The sequence below is a fragment of the Arthrobacter sp. DNA4 genome (assembly GCF_024362385.1).
In the GTDB taxonomy this organism is placed as follows: domain Bacteria; phylum Actinomycetota; class Actinomycetes; order Actinomycetales; family Micrococcaceae; genus Arthrobacter.
Map to the genome: position 1 here is coordinate 3,463,542 of NZ_CP101466.1, position 22,053 is coordinate 3,485,594.

Below are 22,053 nucleotides of genomic sequence, written 5' to 3' on the forward strand. Positions count from 1 at the left end.
TCAGCTCCGCCCCCTCGCGCCGAGCAGGTGGCGCCGGGAGCCGGGGGCGGACTCGGAAGGCGTTTCGGCCGGGGCGTCAGCGCCCAGGGAGGTATCCCCGTAGTGCCGCAGGAAGAGCTCCTCAAGGGACGGCGGGACGATGGTCAAGCCTTGCACGCCCAGGGCGCCCAGGGCGGGAAGCACCTCTGCGATCCGGTCCGAGTCCGCGCTGAACCGGACCCGCCCGGCGTCGAGCGTCAGGCCATGCACCGCACCCAGCCGGGCCAGAGCCTCCGGGTCCAACCCGTCCGCGGCGAAGGAGACTTCCGACCTGGTGAGGTGCCGCAGCGAGTCCAGCGTGCCGCCGTCGACAATCCTGCCTCCCCGGATGATGCTCACGCGGTGGCACAGCACCTCCACCTCGGAAAGGATGTGGCTGGACAGCAGCACGGTTGCTCCGCGGTCGACGGCGGCGAGCAGCTCCCGGCGGAAGACTTCCTCCATGAGCGGGTCAAGGCCGCTGGTGGGCTCGTCCAGCAGGTAGAGCTCGGCTTCGGCGGCGAGGGCGGCGATCAGGGCAACCTTCTGCCGGTTGCCCTTGGAGTAGGCGCGGCCTTTCTTCGCCGGATCGAAGTCGAACACCTGGCACAGGTGGTCCTTCCGTCGGCGGTACGCGGCCCCATCAGCCGTGCCGCCGCGCAGCCGCGAGAGCAGGTCGATGGTTTCACCGCCGGAGAGGTTGGGCCAGAGCCGGACGTCGCCGGGCACGTAGGCCAGGCGGCGGTGCAGTTCCACGGCCTGGGTCCAGGGCTCGTATCCCAGGACGGTTGCAGAGCCGGAGGTTGCCCGGGCCAGGCCCAGCAGGACGCGCAGGGTGGTGGACTTTCCCGCGCCGTTCGGCCCAAGGAATCCGTGGATCTCCCCGCGCTGGACTTCCAGGTCCAACCCGTCGAGGGCCCTGACGTGCCCGAAGTGTTTGTGCAACCCCACTGTTTCGACAACGGTGTTCATGGTCCAAGTCTTAGAAGTTTTCACAACATTGTGAAGGTACTAAAGTCCCAGCTATGACCCCCGACAGATCCGTGCCAGGCGCGCAGGCCACCCGCTCGTCAACGGCACCACTGTATGCTGCGGGCTTCGTCACGGCTTTCGGCGCCCACAGCATCGCGGCGGGGCTGGGCGCGCAGAGCGGGAACATCGGCCTGACCCTGCTGAACCTCGGCATCCTGCTGGCCCTCTACGACGTGGCGGAGGTATTCCTCAAGCCGGTCTTCGGCGCCCTCAGCGACCGCATCGGCGCCAAACCCGTCATCGTCGGCGGCCTGCTCGCCTTCGCAGCACTGTCGCTGATTGGCCTCGGCGCCGCCGACCCGTTCATCCTGGCCCTGGCCCGGCTGGGACAGGGGGCCGCAGCGTCGGCCTTCTCGCCGTCGTCGTCCGCCATGGTGGCAAGGATGGCCCGCGGCGGAAAGGCCGGGACCTACTTTGGCCGGTACGGGTCCTGGAAGAGCCTTGGCTACATCATTGGCCCGCCGCTGGGCGCCGGCCTGATCCTGGCCGGCGGGTTCCCCCTGCTGTTCGGCACGCTGTCCGCGCTGGCGGCCGCCACGGCCGTCTGGGCGCTGGTGTCGGTGCCGCACCTGGCGCCGCTGCCGCGCAAGCGGTACACCGTGATGGACCTGGTCCGGCAGGTGGGCGAGCGCCGTTTCCTGGTCCCGACGCTGGTGCTTGCCGCTTCGACGGGTGCGCTGGGTGCCGCCGTCGGCTTCCTCCCGGCGCTGGCCACGCACCACGGACTGGACGCATTCGCCGGCACGGCGGCGGTGAGCGTCGTGGCGCTCGGCTCGGTGCTCACCCAGCCGTGGATCGGAAGGCTGCGGGACCGGCACGCCGTCAGCGACAACAAGGGCACGACGACGGGCCTGCTGCTGATCGCCGCCGGCATCGCTTTGGTGGCGGCCGCCCCGGGAGCGGTCACCATCTTCGTTGCGGCTGCACTGATTGGCTCGGGCATCGGCGTGGCCACCCCACTGGGATTCGCGCACCTGGCCGACACCACGCCGCCGGAGCGGATGGGCCGGACCATGGGCTCGGCAGAGCTGGGCCGCGAACTGGGCGACGCCGGCGGACCCCTGCTGGTGGGCGCCATTGCCACGGCCACCGCCCTGCCGTTCGGGCTGGGCGCGCTGGCACTGCTGGTGGCCGCCGCCGCCGTCCCCCGGCTGGACCCGGTCAAGCCCACCGCCTGAGCGGCCTTCCAGCTTTTTGTGTCACCCTTAACCGCGATGACTTCTTCACGGCAACTCTCCACCAGGACTCCGGCACGGCCTGCCCCGGGCTCGGCGTCCCTGTTTGTGCTGTCCACGGTGGCGTGCATTGCCGGGCTGGTTGCCACCTACTACTTCTTCGTCCAGACCACCACGGGCCAGTTCATCGATGAGTCCGCGCTGGTGGAAGCGGTGCAGATCCATGGGCCCGCGGGGAAGGCCGCCACCCAGTTCCTCGACTGGCTGCCCACCATTTCCCTGGTGATGGCCGCCGTCGTGGTCCTGTTTGTGACCGTGATCCGGCGGCACTGGGCGGAGGCCGGGATTGCCGTGGCCGCGTGCATCGGCGCGAACGTCGCGACGCAGGTGCTCAAGGACCTGCTGCCGCCGCGCCCGGACAAAGGCGTACTGACCCTGGAGCTGAACTCGCTGCCCTCCGGCCACACCACGCTGGCGGCGTCCGCTGCCGCCGCGGTGTTCCTCATGGCGTCCCCGCGCTGGCGGCCCATGGCCGGCTTCATTGGCGGTTCGTTCGCCATCGCGTCCGGGGTGTCCACCCTGATCAACCAGTGGCACCGGCCCGCGGACGTGGTGGCGGCGTTCCTGCTGGTGGGCTCCTTCATGATTCCGGCGGGCTGGCTGATCCTCCGGCGCGGGTCCTGGAACGAGTGGGACGGGTTCGGCGACCACCTCGGTTCGGCCCGGATCTGGCTTACGCTGCCGGTGCTGATCGGCCTGGGTTCGGCCGGGGTTGCGGTGTACTCGCTCATCCGGATTGCGCCCAGCCCGTGGCAGGAAGCCAGCACCACCAACTACTTCTGGGTAAGCATCTCGCTGATCGTGATCGCGGGATACCTGGCCACGGTGGCCACCACGTCCCTGTTCGCGTACGCCTCACGGCGGCAGGGCGCGTCCAGGCGGTAGAGGCTCACCCGGGGGGATCCCGGGAGTCCCGTCCCATGCTTTCCCCCATGGCTGCGGCAAGCTCAATGTCGTCGAGGTACCGGGCGGCAGGCCGCCCCGTGGCCTCGGCGAGCCGGTCCAGCGTGGCGAGGTGCTGGCGCGCCAGCTCGACGGCCAGCTCCTCCACGATGCTGGGACCGTTCCGGACAACGAGGTCGCTGAGGTACGCCCGGAGGCTGCTTACCGGGCGCCCCTTGGCTTCAATGTCCGCGGCAACCAGCCTGGTAAGGGCAGCCGCGGCGAGTGCAGGTTTGTCGCTGAAGAGCTCCACGTTAATCCCTCTGTGGCGATGGGCTGCGATGGCAAACGCCCGCATGCGTAGCTACAATCTAGCGTTCCCGCGCCTGCCCCGTAAGGGTCGCGAGTCCTGGCTTAAAGGCTGGCACCGGCCTCCGCCCGGGCGGGCACACCGGCCCACGTTTCGTGCTCCGGCACGTTGTGCAGCACAGCGGAACGCATCTCCACGTTGGAGTAGTCCCCCACCGCCAACCCGTCCCCTACCCCTGCGTTCATGCCGAGGTGCGCCGCCCGGCCGATCCGTGCGCCCTCTCCTACGGAAACGCCGGGGAAAAGCGTGGCGAAATCACTGACCCGGACACAGCACCCCACGTTCACCTGCGGCTGCAGCAGCACGTGCCGGCCGATATGGGCCTGCGGAGCAATCGTGGCGTTCCGCATCACAATGCTGCCCGGTCCGATCCAGGAATCCCTTGGTACGCGCACATCCGGATCCACCACGGTGGCGTACCGGTCCTCGTGCACACCGAGCATTGCCAGCCGGTCAACCACGGCTTCCCTGTCCCGCCCGGAGGGGAGGCAAACCGTAAAAAGGGCCTTTTTGAAGGTATGTGCGTCCGAGAGCGAGCCCATCACCACTGTGCCGTCGATGGATGTACCCAGCAGTTCCGGGTCATCGTCCAGGATCCCCAGGACGTCGTATTGCCCACTGACCCGGACCGCCGCCAGTACTTCCTGCGCCAGTCCGCTCATGGCCAGCAACATCAACTCGCTCAAAGTGCGCCTCTTCCAGCCCCTGCACCGTTGCAGGAATATCGTCCGGCCCGTTCACCTGCTGCTTGATACCTGGCTGTCTCCAAACCCTATGCCGGACTTGGACGGCAGGAAAGGTTTCCCGGGGCAAAATTCAGGACGGAGCCCGGCATTAGCACGATCAGGCGTCCTGCCGGGAAGTCTTGCGGCAACCTTGAGGAATTGGAGTCCCCCGCCTTGATCGGCGCGGTGAATAGTTGCAGGTGCCAGGGCGGCGTTTTGAAGTGGGCGCCGCCCGGCACTGCCCCTCGCGCCTTTTCCGCTGCGCGGTCCTGTGTCAGGGATCGAGGCGCTTCCGCAGGAGGCAGAATTCGTTTCCTTCGGGGTCCTGCAGGACGTGCCACTGCTCGTCCCCGGTCTGCCCCACGTCGGCCGGTCGGGCACCGAGGGCCAGCAGCCGTTCCAGTTCGGCGTCCTGGTCCCGGTCCACCGGGTTGACGTCGATGTGCAGCGGAAGCCGCCCCACCCGCGGGTTGCTGCTGGCGCTCAAGATGATCGTGGGCTGCAGGCCGCCGAACCCGGCGTTAGCCGGCCCGATCTCAATCATGCCGTCCTCCCTGTCCAGCTCGACATAACCAAGGACGTCACTCCAGAACCGCGCAAGCAGTTCCGGGTCGTCGCAGTTCAGGACCAGTTCACTGATTCGGCATGACATGGTGCCAGTGTACGGATCGCCCCAAGCCACCGGCCGTACGGACACGGGGAAGGCACGACGGCAGCACGCACCTTCGCTGGCCCTGCAACCCGATGATCCGTCCCGGCGCCCCTGCTCCCCTCGACGCGGACATGCATCCGCGACCCGCATCCTGCCTCTCGCGGCCCCAATATCCGGAGCACAGGGGAAGCGGCGGGTCGGACAGGAATATGCGCGTCGCCCGGGCCCATTCCCGGAACAACCATCTCAGCACCCCCACGTCGCCGGCACGATCCAACGTGCCCAAATACCCAAATAGCCAGCTCGGCGGGAGACGGTGCCACTGCATGGGGGGATGCAGCGGCACCTTCTTCCGCCGAGCTGGCGGGTGGAAACCTCAGGCGCAATAGATCTTCCTAAATCCCGTTCCGATCTCCAGGCTCACCTTCACGGTGCGGTAGCCTGGGCACCGCCTGCGAACGTGGCCACGATCCTGACCCCCGCCGGGGTGGTGGTCTAACTGAGGACCACCTTGCCCGGCCAACCTCAGGAAGCGAGGAGGAAAAACGTCAACAAAAGCTCAAGTTATGTGAAAATTCATTCAACCCTGCTCTGACCTGCGCTTCTATCGCAAATGCTGCTCTTGGCGCCAAGCCCGCCGGGGTCAGCGCGCCAGCTACCGTTGCCGGCCCAGTTCGGCGTCAAGAATGTCCAGGGCGTTGGCGCGCATGGCACTGAATGCCTGGTCCGGCCGGAGGCCTGCCACGTCCCGCAGCCAGACGTATGGTTCAATCCCTGCAACCGCACGAAGCCGCACGGCAAGGGCGGCGATGTCGATCCCGGATCCGGCGGCTTCCAGCGGAGACAGGGCGTCGCGGTACCAGCCCACAGCCCGGCCCCCGCGAAGAGTGGGGCGGGCGGTGCCCGGGGTAAGGGACAGCCGCAGCGATGCCCGCAGCTGCGGTTCCCAGGTCCGGATGAACTCGAAGTGCGCGTCCAGGGTGCGCACCAGGCGGGCACGGACGTCCGACGGCGGTTCCTCGCCGAGCAGCGACGCCAACCCGGTCTCGGGGAGGGCCGCGTGCAGGAGGGCTTCCTTGTCCGGGAAGTAGCGGTAGGCAGTCGTCCGCGATATCCCGGCAATGGCGGCGACTTCCGCAACGGACGGATCCTGCCCGTCCTTCAGCAGGTCCCGGAGCGAGGACACCAGCTCTTCGCGGGTCCGCGACTTCTGCCGGGTCCTGCCGGTCTCCAGATATTTTTCATTGTGGCGTTCGGACACAGGACTTATGATACAGACGTACCGTTATGGTACGGATGTCCCATAAAAGACTCACCGAGGGGTTTCCCGTGGCCGATCCCATTGCAGTGAATCCGCAGCACTACAGGCTCGTCTTTGAAAACGACCGTGTCCGCGTCCTCGAGTACAGCGACGGCCCCGGAGACACCACCGGCACCCATTCCCACCCTGACAGCGTGATGGTTACGCTCAGTTCCTTCGCCCGCCGCCTCCGGTCAGGAGACCGGGAAGCGGACGTGGAGCTGCAGGCAGGGCAAGCCCGCTGGCTCGACGCGCAGGAACACTCCGGGACGAACACCGGCTCCACGCCTACACGCTGCCTCTTTATCGAGCTGAAGGAACCCCGCCGGGAGAACCCGGGCGTGGATGAATCGCCCGCCCACACAGGCCGCCTTGGTCCTGCTGATTCCTAGCCGCCGGAAAGCCCCCTACGACCGATCCCCTGTCAGCAACAGCCTGCACCAGGCATCGGTCAGCCACTCAGCGAACTGCCGGTGCCCCCACCCCCGCCGGTCCACCAGGAGCACCCAGTACTCGGGCCCACTCATACTCCAGACCGCATCGGCGAGTTCGGCCGCGGGGCGGTCCGTTCGCAACTCCCCGGTCGCAGCGAGGTCCTTAACAAAGAGCAGCATGTTTGCAGCGCGGCGGTCGGAAATCTCAGTCCACAGCGCAGCGCAGTCGGGATCGGTGCCGGCGGCGTCGCGCAGCGCCAAATAGACCGGCGCGAGGCGGGGCTGGATGCTTACCAGAGCGTGGGCATAGATGGAGATCTTCTCGGACGCCGCCTTCGCGTCCCGCAGGCGGACCACGTAATCGCGGCGCTCCGCGGGTACCGCCTGGCCGGTACCCGAGATCGCTGTTTCCACCACTTCACGCAGCAAATCCGACTTCCGCCCGATGGTCGCATAGATGGTGTCGACGGCGACTCCGGCCCTCCGCGCAATGCCAGCCACCGTGGTGGACCGGTACCCCTCCCCCACAAAGAGCTCGCGGGCGGCGGCCAGCACGGCATCGCGGGTGGCAGCCGCCTGCTCCTTCCGCCGGGGCGAGTGGTAGCGGCGTGCGGGGGCATTGACTTCACTCATCGCCGGGCCTAGCCTTAATTCATCCGAATGCCGTTCGGATGAATTGTAGCAGGAAGTCCCGGACAGCAACGCACGGCGTAGACCCAAGGCACGGCATCCACGCAGCGGAACAGGGGCGGAAGGGCAGGACACCATGTCAGAGCATTTCGACACCGTGGTGATCGGCGGCGGCCAGGCAGGCCTGGCCATGGGCTACCACTTGTCCCGCGCTAAGCGTTCGTTCGTGATCCTCGATGAGAACCCCCGGACCGGAGACAGCTGGCGCACACGCTGGGACTCCCTCAGGCTCTTCACGCCGGCCCGGTACGATGCCCTTCCCGGAAGCCGCTACCCCGCCCCGCCCTGGTCCTACCCGTCGCGTGAAGAGTTCGCCGAGTACCTCAGCAGCTATGCGGAGAAGTTTGGGCTGCCGGTACGGAACAACGTCCGGGTCAACCGCGTCAGCCACAATGGAAACAGCTTCACTATCGAAGCTGGCGGCCAATACCTGGAAGCCGACAATGTGGTGGTGGCACCCGGCTGGGACAGAACACCCAAGGTGCCGGCCTTCGCGCAGCAGCTCAACCCGGACATCAAGCAACTCACGGCGGGAAGCTACAAGAACCCGAAGGACCTTGCGCCAGGCCCTGTCCTGGTGGTTGGGGGCAACTCCGGCGCGGACATCGCCCTGGAACTCGCCCCCAAACGCACGACCTACCTCTCCGGGGCACCCCGGCCAGATCCCCTGGCCCATCGATGCCGTGGCGGCCCGGCCCCTCACCCTCGCTGTCTTCTTCGCGTTCTCCCACGTCCTCAACCTCAACACTCCCGCCGGCCGGAAGGCGCGCCCGCAGATCCTTGCGCACAGCGGGCCACTGGTCAGGGTGAAGAACCGGGACCTGGTGCGTGCCGGCGTCGAACGCGTCCCCAGGACGGAAGGCGTCCGGGACGGCCGGCCGCTGCTGGCTGACGGACGAACGCCGGACATCGCCAACGTCATCTGGTGCACCGGCTTCCGGCCGGACCTGGCGTGGATTGACCTGCCGGTGTTCGGCCCGGACGGGGAGCCGGACCAGGACCGCGGGGTGGCCAAAGCCCAGGCGGGACTGTACTTCCTGGGAGCCACGTTCCAGCAGTCGCTGGCATCCTCCATGGTCCACGGCGTGGGCAGGGACGCAGCCTTCATAGCCCGGTGCATCGCCGCCCAAGTGCCACGCGGATCAGGGACAACGCAACTGCCCGGGGACGTCAGGCCGGAAGGTTCAGCTGCTCCACAATGATGCGGGCGGTCGCGGGGTCCCCGAGGATCCGAAAATGCCCGGCCACCGGCAGCTCGATGTTGGTGGCCCCGGGCAGGACACTCCCCTCCGGAATGTGCGGATCGAACGGTCCGTAGAGGGACGTGATGCGGCTGTTGATGGTCAGCTCGCGGGACATCTGGAGGGTCAGGGCGTTCCGCGGCGAGAAGATCCGGAGGCTGGGCAGCAGCATGTACCGGGCGTAGCGCGAGCCGGAAAAGGGCGAGCACACAGCGATCATCCGGTCGATCCGGTGCTCGGGATCCAGGGACAGCATGGTGTACTTGCCGATCAGGCCGCCCTTGCTGTGCGCCACCAGGATGGCATCGCGCAGCCCCGCCTCCTCCAGGTGCTGGGCCACCAGTTTGGCGGCGTCCGGCACCTTCAGCTTGTTGCGCTGGAGCACCGTGACCACATGCACCGGATGACCGGCATCGTGGATGGCCTGGATGAGCGGCATCATGAACTGCCAGTTTTCGTACACACCGGGGATGATCACCACGGGCGGCCGGGTCCCGTTGCGGAAGGACGCCGGCTGCACGCGCGACAGGAATCCGCGGACCTGCCAGCCTGCGGCATACACATAGTCCTGCGCCCACCACACAGCCTTCTGCAGCGGACTGATGCGGGCAGCGGCGCCGGGATCACTCATGAGTCGAGAATAACCTCGGCGGGGCGCCTACCCACCAACCGGGCCCGCAAACACGCCTCAGTAGTTGCGGCGGTGCTTCAGGCGGGGAATCACGACGGCGAACACGGCCGCCGCAGCGAAGCCCAGAACACCCGTGGCTGAGATCCCCGGGCCCAGGGAGGCGAGGGCCGTCACCCCGGAGAGGAGCACCGGTCCACCGGTGGAGCCGGCGTCCGCCATGAAACGCCAGAGGCCCAGGAACTGTCCCCGGCCGCGGTCCGGTGAGAAATCGGCGCCCAGGGTCATCACCAGCCCGGAACTGATGCCGTTGCCGAACCCGATCAGCAGCGCGGCCAGCAGCAGCCCCACAAACGACCCGGTCAGCGGGATCAGGAGCAGCGCCGTCCCCATGAGCAGCGTGGACGGAACCGCCACCCACTGCCGGCCCTTGCGGTCCATGAGTTTTCCCGCCGGGTAGAACACCAGCATGTCGATGGCGCCGGACAGCCCGTAGATCAGGGACGCTGAGGTGGCATCCATGCCAAGGTGGTCGGACCAGAGCGGGATTACCACCTGCCGGGAGGAACGCAATGCGCTGAGCAGCAGGATGCCGATCCCCAGCGAAAGAAACACGCCGGCATGGGATACCGCCACGCTGCGGAGCGTGGGCTGGGGGCCCCCGTCCGCGCCCAAGTGGACGTCCGGCGTCGTGAGGTCCGGGATGGTGAGGGACAGCAGCGCGGCGGCCGCCATGGCCACCACCCCCACCCAGTAGGCGCCGGCGATGCCGAAGAACTGCATCACCGCTGCCCCCGCAAACGGGCCGATGAACACACCGATCCGGTTGACGCCGCCCAGCGTGGACAACGCACGGGCGCGGAACGCCACGGGCACGGCCTCGGTGAGGTACTTTTGCCGCGCCAGGCCGAAGACCGCGCCGGACATTCCGACGACGGTCATCGCCACTGCAAGGAGCCACAGTCCGTTCGGGGCCAGGGCGGAGGTGGCGGCGGCCGCCAGGGCCAGGCCGGCAGCGACGGCGGCGCCCACGATGGACCAGCGTTCACCGAAGCGCAGGGTCACCAGGGAAGCGGGCAGGTTGAAGAACCAGGACCCCAGCCCGATCAGGGTGACGATCAGGGCGGCCACCGCCACCGAGGCGCCCAGGTCGCGGGCGGACAATGCCACCACCGGGAGGATGGCGCCCTGCCCGATTCCGAAAAGCAGTGTGGGGCCGAAGGCGGCCACCGCAATACTGCGCAGGCTGAAGGGCTCGGGGTCATCCGGGGAAGTCATCGGATTTATCCTATGACCGCCGGATCCGCACCCCCTGCATCGCCGGCTGTCCGCGGCGCCTCCGGTTCTTAGCGGGCCCGCGGCTCCAGCCCGGCAAGGGCACGGAACAGATTGACCAGCTCAACAATGGCGCCGATGACCGAACCCACGATCCCAACAACCAGGAGCACCCGCACCACAACAGGCCAGCCGGACCAGCTGGTGCCGAAGTCGAACGGGAAGACCTCCCAGAGGCGCATCATCGCGGCCACGCCGATGCCCATGACCACCAGGTTTCCCAGCGCCAGGAGTGCCCTGGCATGAATCACCGCGCAGACCAGGTTCACGATGATGCCCGCGATCAAGGATGCATTAAGGAGGTCCAGTGCGCGGGGCATGTCCGCCGTCAGGAACGGCAGCACCCGCCACCCGGGCCAGACGTTGATCCCGTACAGCAGCAGGGCGTTGACTATGGCGGAGCCAATGCTGCCGCTCCGGCTGATGGTCCTGTCCGCCATGCCCCTCCTCCGAGGTCGATGCGTTCCCATTGCCGTCCCGGATGGGCATCGATTGCTCCGTATTTGTCCTTTTCGGGAGTCAAAACGGCAGTTACCCAGCAATCGATGCCGGGAATGGGTCCTCCGGGCGTCAACGGGCGCGAAACCAGAGTCGCGCAGGGCACGCCGCTGCGGGAAGTGCCGAAGGTCCCACAGAGCCGGGCTCAGTAACCCGCCAGGACCTCGGCGGCCTTGCCGTCCGCCGCCGCGTTGACCAGTTCCTCTGCGACGATATGCAGCTTGGTGTTGGCGTGCTGGCTTCGCGTGGCCAGGACCTGGAAGGCGGCCTGGCCATCCACTCGGCGCAGCGCCATGACAACTCCCTTGGCCTGCTCAATGAGGGCCTTGTGCCCGTACGCACCCTCGATCGCTTCCTCCGCCGCGTGCTGGGACTCGATCCGCAGGCTCTGGGTCACGTCCACCATGAACCCGCGGACATACTCCACCTGCCCCGACGGCTCTGGAACGGCCTGGACTGCGGAGAAGACACGCCGTTCCCTGCCCCGGACGTCTATGACCCGGTGGAGCAGCGCCCCTTGGCCTCCGCCGTCCAGCAGGTTCGTCCAGAGGGCACGGACCGGCTCCCGGTCCAGCGGGTGCTTGTGGGCCATGAACAGTTCCCAGGTAGGCACCACGTCGCCTTTCTTGAGCCCGTGGATGCCGTACATGCCCTCGGACCATTCCATCTTTCCGGAGGGAACGTGCAGCTTAAAGGTCCCCGAAGGACACTGCGCAGAGGGCTGGAGTGGAAAGAGATACGTATCCAGTTTTGACCACATATTGACCTTCCGAAGTCAGGCGAACCCAGCCGGGTGCACGGAACCCACCATAACTTTACTTGCTTACCAGATGTCACATTCCTCGGGCAGGCTCCCCAAAAATGCGGGGGTCACAAAGGGCCCGGCGAGGAGTAGCGTTCGCCTTATGGGGTGCTGAAGCGCGTCCCAATCCAAGGGGAGGTCAGTTCATGGGTGAAGTATGGATCCGCACGCTGGGCAACGGGCTGGTCCGGGCAGACCGAGTCACCGAGATTTCATCCACCCGAGGGTCCTTGCACGAGGACTCCGGGTATTCACTGAAGGTCATCGTGGACGGCAAGGGCCACGTACTGATTGACGACGGCGGCCTGCAGGGTTCGCTGCCCGAGCGGCTGGAATATGCCAGGCACATGGAGGATGCCCTGCTGCTGGCAATCGACGAGGCGCGCGAAAGCGACGCGTCCATGGTGATCTCGTACGAGCCGGAACGCGAGCGCTGGTCATCGGCCCCCGTTTCCGTATTAACGGGAAGGCTCCCCGAGGTCGTCTGACCTGGGAGCCTTCCCGCTGCATCATATTCAGCTGTGGGTCGGCTCCTCCACCAGCGCCGTGGCGATGCTTGCGGCGTCCTCCAGCGCGGCCAGGAAGCGCTCGGCGTCCAGCGCGGCGGCGCAGCCGGTGCCGGCGGCGGTGATGGCCTGCCGGTAGCGGTGGTCCACGGCGTCGCCGCAGGCAAAGACGCCGGGCAGGTTGGTGCACGTGGTGGGCGCATCCACCTTGATGTAGCCTTCGTCGTCCAGGTCCACCTGGCCGGTCACCAGTTCCGTGCGCGGCAGGTGGCCGATGGCCACGAAGATGCCGGTGGCGTCCTGGTGCCGGGCCTCACCGGTGCGGGTGTCCGTCAGGGTGACGCCGCTGACTTTGCCGTCGCCGTGAATGGCGGTGACGGCGGAGTTCCAGGCGAAGCGGATCTTGGGGTTGTCCTTGGCGCGCTGCGCCATGATGCGGGAGGCCCGCAGTTCGCCCTTGCGGACGACGACGGTGACGGACTTTCCGAAGCGGGTCAGGAAGGTTGCTTCCTCCATGGCGGAGTCGCCGCCGCCCACCACGATGATGTCCTGTTCGCGGAAGAAGAATCCGTCGCAGGTGGCACACCAGGAGACGCCGTGCCCGCTGAACTTCTTCTCCTCCGGCAGACCGAGCTCCTTGTAGGCGGAGCCGGTGGCCAGGATGACGGCCTGGGCCTCGTAGGTCTCCCCGCCGCCGGTGACCACGCGCTTGACGGGACCTTTCAGGTCGACGGACGTGGCGTCGTCGTACTCAATGCGCGCGCCAAACTTTTCCGCCTGCTGCTGCAGCCCGTCCATCAGCTCGGGGCCCTGGACGCCGGCCGGGAAACCCGGGAAGTTTTCCACCTCGGTGGTGTTCATCAGCGCGCCGCCGGCGGTGACGGAACCGGCCAGGACCAAGGGGTTCAGTCCGGCACGGGCGGCGTAGATGGCGGCGGTGTAGCCGGAGGGGCCGGAGCCGATGATGATCAGCTGTTCTTTGCTCATTGCATGTCCTTCGGTGGCGGTACTGCGGGGCGTCCGCGGGCTGCGCGGGCAGGAGTTGGGTGGTCAGTAGTTCTGTGCGTGCCCTGATCACCCCGTCCGATTCTTTCATTGCCTGCCAGGCCAGGGCCAAGCAGCGGCCCGGGCTGCCATCCGCCGATTCCCAAAGTGATAGGAAACTGCGGTCGATGTAATAAACGTCACCGTGTTGCGCACATCACATTGGTTGCCTAATCTAGTTGAGGCTTAAGCAAACAGGCCATGCAAGAAGCTGCAGCGTCGCAGCCAATGCCGGGGAAGGCTTTACATCTTGAACTCTAAGCTGAACATCGTGGTCCGGGTCGATCTGGACCACAGCAAGGCCCAGGTGATTGCAAAGGGGCATATCACCATCCACAGCATCAACGCCCTCTATGTAGTGGCAAAGCGCGCCAACTCCCTCAAGGGAGGCCTGGACCTGGAGCTCGACGTCTCCAGCGCCTGGGTGGATCAGGAGGCACTGGACATGCTCCACGCCGCTTCCAAGACAAGGCAGCTGCCCGCAATGATCGATCCGGACCAGGCGCCCTGCACCATCAGCGTGCTGGCCGACCGGCGGCATACACGCACTGCGCCGGCCCGCCTGGCCGCATAGGAATCCCGGCCGCTCGCCGCGCCCACGCTTCGGGCCAGAGCAGGCCGTCAACCACTTCTTCCACCGCTCCAACAACCCGAAGTGCAGCTGCATCTGAACAGACGGATGGCTGCACTTTGGGGGTTGTTCGGAGCCCGGCCCCCAGCGGGACCCAAAACTTACATCAGCCGTGGTCCGCCACCCAGGAATTCCCGGAGTTCCACCGCGCTCAGGCGCAGCCCTGCCCAGGGCCCCCTCCCCCGCGCCGTGCTTCGAGGCGTTCCTGACTGCATTCTCAAACTGCTCCTGCGCAGCGTCGAGCTCCCATTGAAGGCTCTCCACCCTTGCCGAAGCCAGTTGGACTGCTTCCAGCGGATCGCCGTCCGGACTGCCGTCCACGGTGTAGCCGCAGGTACAGGACCATTCCGAGGCACCAAGCTCAAGTGGCGCCCACCCCAGGGAGGCGATCGGAACCGGCCCGGAGGTCATTGCCACGCCGCAATGGAAAGGTGCGGTAGCTCATCAAGCTCCATGGTAGCGCCGGATCGTCCATCAGCGCGGGCACTGTGGACTTATCAACCGCACTTGGTGCAGTCGGCTGGAGCTGGAATTCGTCGTTGGCCTGGACGTGGATCCGTTGTCCCGCTGCCTGAGGTTCAAGTACTGCAGTCATGCGATCCGCCATCCGATAATTATCAAACAATGTAGCTAGTCTAACTAGGATTAGCTCCTTGTCTACCGCCGACCCACCCCAGCAGCGGCTTCCACCGCATCCACGGCCTCACGCATGCAGCTCAGAAAGTGCAGCACCGCTTTGATCTCCTCCGCCGACAGCGACTCGGCGGCCTCAAGCATGCGCTTGTGCATCTGGTTAAGGTTGTGCCGCACCTCCTCCTCGGCACCGGGCGTGGGCCTGAGGATGACAGCCCGCCGGTCGGAGGGGTGGGGTTCCCGGGTCACATGGCCGGCTGCCACCAGCCGGTCAACAAGGCTGGTCATGGACGCGGAGGTGATGCCCAGGCGGGCTGCAAGCTGGGTGGGGCGGATTCCAACGCCGGCAGCTTCCGCATCGATCAGGTACCGGAGCGCCAAAAGATCGGTCTCCCCCATCGCGGCGGAGGAACGGGTGCGCCTTCTCATGGCGCTTTCAGAGGTCCGGAACTCCCTGAGGGCATTGATGACGTCAACAGGGCCGGGCTGCGCGCCCTCGCGGGGTGGGTAACAGTAGCCTTCGCTTGCACCATGCGGGTTCATGCGAATTCCTTCGATATCCTACTTGCTTGGCCGTCTAACAAACCTATGGTAGCCCACTTGCTGTGGCGGTTGCTCCACACGTCGACGGGCGAACGGGTACCCGCGGAAGCCTTGGAGGAAAAGTAGAGTACCGGCTACTCGTGCCGCTGCCCCGCGCGCCCAATAGGTTTTTGTGCAACCCCCAGGCAGCACGGCCACGGGGGAATCGCAGATGGGGGTGCAGGGTGGCTTTTGGCCCGGCAGATAATAAGGGGCCCGACCGGCAAGGGTTCCTGCTGGATTTAGTGACAGGGGCCGACGGCGAGGCAGACTCCCTGCAAAAACTCGCCGGCGCAGCGGCCCGCTGGATGAGCACCACGGCAGGCACGGCGGTTGAGTGCGCAGCCGTGCTGCACCGGCAAAGGTCCTGTACCGTCACGGCCGGAAGCACGGCGGGCACCGCCGCCCTTGCAGCCACGGAGGATGAGCACGTGGACGGCCCCACCGCATTGGGCTCCGCCCTGGCCGCTCCAACAGTGATCGGCCAGGCCGGCGCACGCTGGCAGGGCTACCGGCGGCGGTTGCTGGAGCATGGCCTCGGCGCCGCCCTTGCCCTCCCCCTGGAACTGCAGCCCGGCTCGTCCGCAGCCCTCGTTTTCCTGGGCCCGCCCGACTACGGTTTCCCCACCAGGATCCTCGCTGACGCGGCATGGTTCGGCGAGGTGGCATCACAGAGCCTCAAACTGGCCCTCGACGTCCACGGCGTGATCCGTGCGGGCGACAACCTCAAGCAGGTACTGGAGAGCAGGACCAGCATCGATGTTGCCTGCGGAGTGCTGATGGCGCAAAACCGTTGCTCCTACGCCGAAGCCTTCAGCAGGCTCGCCGGCACCTCAAGGAACCGCAATCTCAAGGTGCGCAGCGTGGCGGACGGCATCCTCAAGGCGATGCCCAGTGGTGCGCCCAGAACCCGTTTCGAACCGCCGGCGATTGCCTAGGAACTGCAGCGAACCTTCCTTGTTGTCCGCGGGAGTTATGCCTGGTGCCGCGACCGCGCCCTGATGAGTCCGGCCGCCACGAGTCCTGCACATCCGAGTGAAGCCAGCATGCCGCCGAGAGCCGCGATGTAATCGGTGATGGTCATTGTCCTGCGCTCCTTCCGTCCTGCCTCCGTACTGCCTGATGCGCCCAAACTACGCCGCCAAACTCAGTCTTCGCTGAAGAATCGCCAGCAGCTTTGGTCAAGATCCGGTCACGGGACATGCGGAAATCCACATGGTTTCGGTAAGCAATCTTTCCTTTATCACGGCGTTCCGTATTATTCATGCATGTGGACTAAACAAAGCCAGAGTTTCTGCCCCACCTGCGGCAGGACCACCAATCACGTCACCCACTTCCAAAAGGACGACGCCGGTTCCCTGGTTGCGGACGTCCGCTGCGCTGAATGCCCCGAGGTGGCCGGAGCGGTCGCCTAGGAAGGTTCGTTCCCCGAGGACTGCAGTCCAGGGCGCACGGCATGAGGACGGACGACGGCGAAAATCACCATGGCGGCAGCCTGCACTGCCGTGACGGTGACGGCCAGGGCAGGTCTTGAGTACTCGTACAGCACACCGATGAGGAAGCTCCCGGCCAGCCAAGCGAGGCCGTAGCACGCAGTGAACATTCCATAAGCACTCCCCCGCCGTTCCACCGGAGCAAGCCCCGCCACGCCTGCCCGCATGGTGCTTTCCTGGACGCCCATGGCCGCTCCCCACACCAGACCCCCCGTGACCGCGAGCGCCGTGTTGTTGCTGAAGCCCAGCCACGGCACCGCCGCCGCGAGGACGGGCAGGACCAGGAGGACTTTCAGCCCCACCCGGTCAAAGAGCCAACCGGAGGCCAGGGCGGCCACGGCGTCCACCCCCATGGCCGCGGCGTAGAGAACGGGGACCACCGCCGGCGGGAGGAGACCGGTGGCCACCAGGTGGAAGGACAACAGCCCAAACGTGGCATATCCGAACATGGTCAGGCTGCTGAACGCGGCGTACAGCCAGTACTGCCGGGGCATGGGAACGGGCTTCACGGAAGCGGGGCCAGGGCCGCCGGGAGCGGGGCCGGCTGCGGCAGAGGGTGCGCCCGCCACCTCGTAAACGGCCGGATCAGGGACCCTCCGCCGCAGCCGGAAGAGAATCAGCATGGCCGCCAGGCCTGGAACAGCAAGCAGCAGGAACCCCGGTCCGTAGCTGCCCGACAGCGCCAGGGCCACCCCCACCAGCAGCGGCCCCAGCAGCGCTCCCACCTGGTCCAGCGCCTCGTGCAGCGCGAAGGCCTTGCCCTGGCCCAGCGCCGAACCTGCCTCGGCCAGCATGGTGTCCTTCGCCGGGCTCCTTACGGCCTTGCCCAGCCGCTCCGCCAAGACCAGGAGGCAGGCAACCCACAGCGCGTCAGTGATTCCCAGCAACGGCACGGATACGGCCGTCAGCGCGTACCCGCTGATCGCCAGTGCCCACCGCAGCCCGGGCCTGTCCGCCAGCCGCCCGAACACCAGGCGAAGGACCAGGGCCACAGCCTCCCCGGCGCCGGTGACCACGCTGACCAGGAGCGCGGACGCGCCCAGCGCACCGAGGAACGGACCGGTCACACTCCGGGCGCCCTCGTACACCATGTCCATCAGCGCGCTGATGATCCCGAAGACCAAGATGAAGCGGATGGCGGTCATGGGCGCCGCGGGACCCCTTCCGGCGGCGCTAGCGCTGGTGGGCATGCTCCCGGACCTGCTTCACTGCACGATCAGCCACAGCACCGTTCTGCCTGGCGCCGTTCAAGCGGGCGCGGCCCAGGCGGATGCCGCGGCGGGCGGGGGGAACAGTTCCTTCCGGACGGGTCACGGCAAGGATCACCCCGATCCCGGCCAGGGAGGAGACCATGGCTGAACCACCGTAGGAGATGAACGGAAGCGGCACGCCGATCACTGGCAGCAGCCCGCTGACCATGGCGATGTTGATCACGGCCTGGCCCAGGATCCAGGTGATCACGCTGCAGGCCACGGTCCGCGAGAACGTGTCCGTGGTGCGGGCGATGGTCTTGAACACGGCGATGGCCAGGATGGCGAACAGGCCCAGCACCAGGAGCGAACCGGCCAGGCCCAGTTCTTCGCCGAGGATGGAAAAGATGAAGTCGTTGTGGGCTTCCGGGATCCAGTTCCACTTCTGCCGGCTCTGCCCCAGGCCCACGCCGAACCAGCTGCCGGAGGCCAGGGCGTAGGCGCCGTGCTGCGCCTGGTAGCCCATGCCCTGCGCGTCCTCCTCGGAGCCCATGCCCAGCCAGGAGGAGATCCGGCCCATCCTGTTGCCGCTGGTGGCTGCAAGCACCAGGGCGCCCGCCGCGCAGATCAGGCCGGCCACGGAGAACACCTTCATCCGCACGCCGCCGTAGAACATGGTGGCAGCGAGGATCATCATGATGATCATGGTGGTGCCGAGGTCGTGCCCCAGCGCCACGATGCCCATGATGAGTGCTCCGGCTGGCGCGAGCGGGACGACGGCGTGCTTCCACTGCCCCAGCAGGGCCTGCTTCCGGTCCAGGATCCCGGCGCCCCAGACAATCAGCGACAGCTTGGCGAACTCGGACGGCTGCGCGGTGAAGCCTCCCACGCTCAGCCAGTTCCGGTTGCCGTTCACGGACATGCCCAGCGGGGTGAACACCAGCACCAGGGCAAAGAGTGAGCCGATCAACATCCCCCAGCCCAGCCACCTGATCCGCCGCACGGACATGCGCGCCAGCACCAGCATGATCACCACGCCGGCCACGGTCCACATGGCCTGCTTCAGGGGAAGATCGTACGGATTGTTTCCTGCCGCCACGGATTCCACAGACGACGCCGATGCCACCTCCACGAGTCCGATCGCCGAGAGCGTGAGGACCACCGCCAGGATCAGCGGGCGGAGGCGTCCCGGGGAGTCGTCCTCCAGCCAGACCGCCAGTTTGCCCAACCCGCGCCGGGCAGGACGGCCCGTCCCGCGCTGCTTTTGTCCTGTATCCATCTGTCCGTTCCTCAGCCTGCACACCAGGGCTTCCCCCATGGCCGGGCCCATCTCCGGGGCGGGTACCGCCGAGAAGAAAGAGTACGCCCCCGCACACCGGCGGAGGCGCCGGGACACCCGCCACCGCCACGGTTCTGGGCGAATTGCCAGCTTGGGCGTGTAGCGTAGCGGAAACCTGTCCCCTCCCGAAGGTCATTTTGTCGTGTTCGGTTTCAGAAAATCCCCCGGCCCGGAACAGGAAGCCGCCAGCCCCGCCGCCTACCCAGGCCAGGGCAAGCTGTACGCCGCAAGTTCCCGCCGCCGTCGGCCCTTCCGCCGTGCCCCGCGCTGGGTCAAGGCCGTCACCGCACTGGTGTCGGTGCTGCTCCTGGGCGTCCTGGCGTTCGGCGGCTACTGGGCCTGGCGCCTGCAGTCCAACATCAGCACCTCGGAGCTGACCGCCGGAGGCCAGCGCACCGAGGGCGCCGTGAATGACAGCACCGACAGGCTGCAGATCCTGGTGCTGGGCTCGGACACGCGGGAAGGCAACAACAGCCAGTTCGGCACGGCGGACCAGTCCTCCGGCTATGGGCAGTCGGACGTGATGATGCTGCTGGACATCTCGGCAGACAACAAGCACGTCAACGTCATCAGCTTCCCCCGTGACCTGCTGGTGGACGTGCCGGCGTGCACGGATTCCAAGACCAACCAGAAGTATCCCGAGCAGAAGAGCGCCATGATTAACAGCGCCATGGCCCAGGCCGGCATCGGCTGCGCCGTGGACACGGTGAACAAGCTCACGGGCCTGGAAGTGGACCACTTCATGATGGCTGACTTCAACGCGGTGAAGGAGCTCTCCAACGCAGTGGGCGGCGTGGAGGTCTGCGTCACCGCTGCCGTCAACGATCCCGATTCCCACCTGACGCTGCCCGCCGGCAAGTCCCAGGTGCAGGGCGACCAGGCGCTGGCGTTCCTGCGCACCCGGCATGCCTTCGCAAACGGCGGGGACCTGGGCCGCATCCAGGCCCAGCAGGGCTTCCTGGCGTCACTCAGCCGGAAGCTGAAGTCCGAGGGCACGCTGGGCAACCCGCAGAAGACGCTGACCATCGCCGATACCATCACCAAGAACCTGACGGTTGATTCCGGTCTGTCCTCCATCCCGTCGCTGCTCACCATCGCCAACCGGCTGAAGAACATCGATCCCGCCAACATCAACTTCATCACCACCCCCACGGTGCCGTCCCCGCAGGACCCCAACCGGCTGGCTCTTGATGAACCGGCGGCGTCCAACTTCTTCGCCGCCCTGCGCAACAGCCCGGACCTGAGCCAGCCCGCCCCCGCGGCGCCCACGGAGACGCCCGCAACGCCCGCGGCGCCGGCGTACGACAAGTCCCTGCAGCCGGTCTCCATCGCCAACGGCACCGGGGTCACCGGCCGGAGCACCGCGATTGCCGGTCTGCTCTCGGATGCCGGTTTCACCAAGCTGACCAAGCTGCAGGCCCAGGCGCAGAGCCAGACCATGGTCTACTACTCCGCCGGGTTTGAGGACGTCGCCGCGGATGTGGCGGCGCTGTTCGGCCTGCCCGCCACCAGTGTCCAGCAGGTGGCGAACATCCAGGGCGTGCAGCTGTACGCCGGCACGGATTTTGCCACCGGCACCAAACCCGCCGCACCGCCGTCGTCCGCTGATTCCTCCGGCAGCGTGGTGGTGCAGACCGGCAGCGACCAGACCTGCCAGTCAGCCAACCCCACCGGCTACTAGGCCGTGGTCCGGGCAGGCTCGAGCAACTCCATGATCCGCGAAATATAGCTGTCCAGGCTGAGCTTCTCCTCCCACAGTGCGTGAATCTCCGCCTGTCTGTGCCGCGTGGCGTCGGCCAACTCCCGGAGCTGGGGAAGAATGGGCTGGTCCGGGTCGCAGAGGGCAACGCCGGGATCCAGCACGTATTCCCGCATGCCCTCATTGGGCGTGACTGCCACGGCAATGCCGCTTTCAACTGCCCCCACCAGGACCATATGCCCTGCCGCCCTGGTCCCCCGCGCCAGCGGAAGGAACACCACCGATGCGGTACTGAGCAGCTCCCCGAATTCCTTTTGGCTCACGTAGCCCGGGCGCCTCACCACGTTTCCACCGCGGCGGCTTTCACCGGCCGGCCCGCCGGTGGCAATCGTCAGCCGGACGGGCGTGGTGCTCGCGAGCACTTCGTCCTCCAGGGCCCGGATGGCCAAGGGGTCGCGGTCCGATGAGCCGCCCACAAATATGTGGAAACCCTCGTCGGACTGCTGCTTCGGCGGATAGCGCAGGGTGTTCCCGTACAGCACACACCAGGCGTTGCCGCCGTCGGCATTCCAAGGCACGGCCTCGGACTGGGACATGGTGATGACAGGCGCGTCACCGATGAGCCGGCGCAGGATCTTCCAGCTCCGACTGGAGGGCTCGGCATAGATCCCGGTGACCACGAAGTCTTTCCTGCCCGTGAGCCGCAGCGCGGCCCCGATCCACGGGTTGGTGGCGAAGTAGGGCCCCGAGACGGACGGCTGGAGGGTCTTCAGCGCCAGCACCAGGGCATCGATTCCAATTCCCAGGACCCTGGAGCCCCAGCGTTTGCCGGTGATGGCCGCGCCCTCGTACTGGCAGATCGCCTTGATCATCGGATGGCTGATCCACGCGGCGTCAGCCATGGCCGAGGCTGGACCAAGGGCCAGGAAAGTGTATGGAGCCAAAGGTCATGGCCTTTCGTGCGGTGCCGCGGACGGCTCTTCCGGGACTCCAAACCTAATAACCAGCCTCCGGCTGCACAAGAACATCACCCGTCTCCTGTGGATGACCGCAGTCCGCCCACATCCTCCCGAACTCCCCAGCGGCGGGAGCCC

24 protein-coding genes and 1 pseudogene are annotated in these 22,053 nt (G+C 66.8%); 10 read left to right on the forward strand and 15 right to left on the reverse strand.

Annotated elements, in window-relative coordinates; genetic code table 11:
* Complete coding sequence (locus tag NMQ03_RS15995) at positions 1–990, reverse strand: ABC transporter ATP-binding protein (RefSeq protein WP_255172987.1); 990 nt, start codon at positions 988–990, stop codon at positions 1–3.
* A gap of 53 nt (positions 991–1,043) precedes the next feature.
* Between NMQ03_RS15995 and NMQ03_RS16000 the strand changes: the two genes are divergently transcribed.
* Together NMQ03_RS16000 and NMQ03_RS16005 are read left to right on the forward strand one after the other, a co-directional pair.
* Complete coding sequence (locus tag NMQ03_RS16000) at positions 1,044–2,228, forward strand: MFS transporter (protein ID WP_255172988.1); 1,185 nt, start codon at positions 1,044–1,046, stop codon at positions 2,226–2,228.
* Positions 2,229–2,264: 36 nt separating this feature from the next.
* Entirely contained in the window at positions 2,265–3,170 is a 906-nt protein-coding gene (locus tag NMQ03_RS16005; protein WP_255172989.1) for a phosphatase PAP2 family protein, read from the forward strand.
* Between the two features lie 4 nt (positions 3,171–3,174).
* On the opposite strand, the gene NMQ03_RS16010 is transcribed toward NMQ03_RS16005, so the two are convergent.
* The 4 genes from NMQ03_RS16010 to NMQ03_RS16025 all read right to left on the reverse strand — a co-directional run bounded on the left by NMQ03_RS16010 (position 3,175) and on the right by NMQ03_RS16025 (position 6,175).
* Positions 3,175–3,480 carry a hypothetical protein gene (locus NMQ03_RS16010; RefSeq protein ID WP_255172990.1) on the reverse strand — a complete coding sequence of 102 codons (306 nt, stop codon included), beginning with the start codon at positions 3,478–3,480 and terminating at the stop codon, positions 3,175–3,177.
* A 101-nt stretch (positions 3,481–3,581) separates the two neighbouring features.
* Positions 3,582–4,223 carry an acetyltransferase gene (locus NMQ03_RS16015; protein WP_255172991.1) on the reverse strand — a complete coding sequence of 214 codons (642 nt, stop codon included), beginning with the start codon at positions 4,221–4,223 and terminating at the stop codon, positions 3,582–3,584.
* Between the two features lie 313 nt (positions 4,224–4,536).
* The gene (locus NMQ03_RS16020; protein ID WP_255172992.1) at positions 4,537–4,914 is read right to left on the reverse strand and encodes a VOC family protein; all 378 of its coding nucleotides are present in this window, start codon (positions 4,912–4,914) and stop codon (positions 4,537–4,539) included.
* 655 nt (positions 4,915–5,569) lie between these two features.
* Positions 5,570–6,175, reverse strand: coding sequence for a TetR/AcrR family transcriptional regulator (locus NMQ03_RS16025; RefSeq protein WP_255172993.1), 606 nt, complete (start codon positions 6,173–6,175; stop codon positions 5,570–5,572).
* 68 nt (positions 6,176–6,243) lie between these two features.
* Between NMQ03_RS16025 and NMQ03_RS16030 the strand changes: the two genes are divergently transcribed.
* A complete protein-coding gene (locus tag NMQ03_RS16030) occupies positions 6,244–6,606 on the forward strand; it encodes a cytoplasmic protein (protein WP_255172994.1) in 363 nt (120 codons plus the stop codon).
* 15 nt (positions 6,607–6,621) lie between these two features.
* On the opposite strand, the gene NMQ03_RS16035 is transcribed toward NMQ03_RS16030, so the two are convergent.
* Positions 6,622–7,281 (reverse strand): TetR/AcrR family transcriptional regulator, encoded by a 660-nt coding sequence (locus NMQ03_RS16035; RefSeq protein WP_255172995.1) that lies wholly within the window; start codon positions 7,279–7,281, stop codon positions 6,622–6,624.
* 187 nt (positions 7,282–7,468) lie between these two features.
* Between NMQ03_RS16035 and NMQ03_RS16040 the strand changes: the two are divergent.
* Both NMQ03_RS16040 and NMQ03_RS16045 read left to right on the forward strand, forming a co-directional pair.
* Positions 7,469–7,909 (forward strand): annotated as a pseudogene (locus NMQ03_RS16040) (NAD(P)-binding domain-containing protein); the annotation flags it as partial.
* Positions 7,910–8,021: 112 nt separating this feature from the next.
* A complete protein-coding gene (locus NMQ03_RS16045; protein WP_255175720.1) occupies positions 8,022–8,540 on the forward strand; it encodes a hypothetical protein in 519 nt (172 codons plus the stop codon).
* Here NMQ03_RS16045 and NMQ03_RS16050 read toward each other — a convergent pair.
* The 4 genes from NMQ03_RS16050 to NMQ03_RS16065 all read right to left on the reverse strand — a co-directional run bounded on the left by NMQ03_RS16050 (position 8,509) and on the right by NMQ03_RS16065 (position 11,707).
* On the reverse strand, positions 8,509–9,210 hold the full coding sequence (locus NMQ03_RS16050) for a triacylglycerol lipase (protein ID WP_255172996.1): 702 nt from the start codon (positions 9,208–9,210) through the stop codon (positions 8,509–8,511). The two genes, NMQ03_RS16045 and NMQ03_RS16050, sit on opposite strands and share 32 nt — an antisense overlap.
* Before the next feature lie 57 nt (positions 9,211–9,267).
* Positions 9,268–10,485: an MFS transporter gene (locus NMQ03_RS16055; protein WP_255172997.1), complete on the reverse strand. Its 1,218-nt coding sequence runs from the start codon at positions 10,483–10,485 to the stop codon at positions 9,268–9,270.
* Positions 10,486–10,553: 68 nt separating this feature from the next.
* Positions 10,554–10,982: a hypothetical protein gene (locus NMQ03_RS16060; RefSeq protein WP_255172998.1), complete on the reverse strand. Its 429-nt coding sequence runs from the start codon at positions 10,980–10,982 to the stop codon at positions 10,554–10,556.
* 203 nt (positions 10,983–11,185) lie between these two features.
* A complete protein-coding gene (locus NMQ03_RS16065) occupies positions 11,186–11,707 on the reverse strand; it encodes a PAS and ANTAR domain-containing protein (protein ID WP_255172999.1) in 522 nt (173 codons plus the stop codon).
* A 281-nt stretch (positions 11,708–11,988) separates the two neighbouring features.
* On the opposite strand from NMQ03_RS16065, the gene NMQ03_RS16070 reads away from it, so the two are divergent.
* Positions 11,989–12,330: a hypothetical protein gene (locus NMQ03_RS16070; RefSeq protein WP_255173000.1), complete on the forward strand. Its 342-nt coding sequence runs from the start codon at positions 11,989–11,991 to the stop codon at positions 12,328–12,330.
* Between the two features lie 27 nt (positions 12,331–12,357).
* Here NMQ03_RS16070 and trxB read toward each other — a convergent pair whose 3' ends face one another.
* On the reverse strand, positions 12,358–13,335 hold the full coding sequence (trxB, locus tag NMQ03_RS16075; protein ID WP_255173001.1) for a thioredoxin-disulfide reductase: 978 nt from the start codon (positions 13,333–13,335) through the stop codon (positions 12,358–12,360).
* A 307-nt stretch (positions 13,336–13,642) separates the two neighbouring features.
* Here trxB and NMQ03_RS16080 point away from each other — a divergent pair, with 307 nt between their 5' ends.
* On the forward strand, positions 13,643–13,966 hold the full coding sequence (locus tag NMQ03_RS16080; protein WP_255173002.1) for a hypothetical protein: 324 nt from the start codon (positions 13,643–13,645) through the stop codon (positions 13,964–13,966).
* Positions 13,967–14,680: 714 nt separating this feature from the next.
* Here NMQ03_RS16080 and NMQ03_RS16085 read toward each other — a convergent pair.
* Positions 14,681–15,199, reverse strand: coding sequence for a MarR family winged helix-turn-helix transcriptional regulator (locus tag NMQ03_RS16085; RefSeq protein ID WP_255173003.1), 519 nt, complete (start codon positions 15,197–15,199; stop codon positions 14,681–14,683).
* A 284-nt stretch (positions 15,200–15,483) separates the two neighbouring features.
* On the opposite strand from NMQ03_RS16085, the gene NMQ03_RS16090 reads away from it, so the two are divergent.
* On the forward strand, positions 15,484–16,176 hold the full coding sequence (locus NMQ03_RS16090) for an ANTAR domain-containing protein (protein ID WP_255173004.1): 693 nt from the start codon (positions 15,484–15,486) through the stop codon (positions 16,174–16,176).
* 330 nt (positions 16,177–16,506) lie between these two features.
* Positions 16,507–16,653, forward strand: a complete 147-nt coding sequence (locus tag NMQ03_RS16095; protein WP_159631085.1) for a hypothetical protein — start codon at positions 16,507–16,509, stop codon at positions 16,651–16,653.
* Here NMQ03_RS16095 and NMQ03_RS16100 read toward each other — a convergent pair.
* Positions 16,650–17,921, reverse strand: coding sequence for an MFS transporter (locus NMQ03_RS16100; RefSeq protein WP_255173005.1), 1,272 nt, complete (start codon positions 17,919–17,921; stop codon positions 16,650–16,652). The two genes, NMQ03_RS16095 and NMQ03_RS16100, sit on opposite strands and share 4 nt — an antisense overlap.
* Positions 17,905–19,200 carry a putative lipid II flippase FtsW gene (gene ftsW, locus NMQ03_RS16105; RefSeq protein WP_255173006.1) on the reverse strand — a complete coding sequence of 432 codons (1,296 nt, stop codon included), beginning with the start codon at positions 19,198–19,200 and terminating at the stop codon, positions 17,905–17,907. The genes NMQ03_RS16100 and ftsW overlap by 17 nt, the downstream gene beginning before the upstream one ends.
* A gap of 202 nt (positions 19,201–19,402) precedes the next feature.
* Between ftsW and NMQ03_RS16110 the strand changes: the two genes are divergently transcribed.
* Positions 19,403–20,941, forward strand: coding sequence for an LCP family protein (locus NMQ03_RS16110; protein ID WP_255173007.1), 1,539 nt, complete (start codon positions 19,403–19,405; stop codon positions 20,939–20,941).
* On the opposite strand, the gene NMQ03_RS16115 is transcribed toward NMQ03_RS16110, so the two are convergent.
* Positions 20,938–21,903, reverse strand: coding sequence for a glycosyltransferase (locus NMQ03_RS16115; RefSeq protein WP_255173008.1), 966 nt, complete (start codon positions 21,901–21,903; stop codon positions 20,938–20,940). The genes NMQ03_RS16110 and NMQ03_RS16115 overlap by 4 nt on opposite strands.
* Positions 21,904–22,053 lie beyond the last annotated feature (150 nt).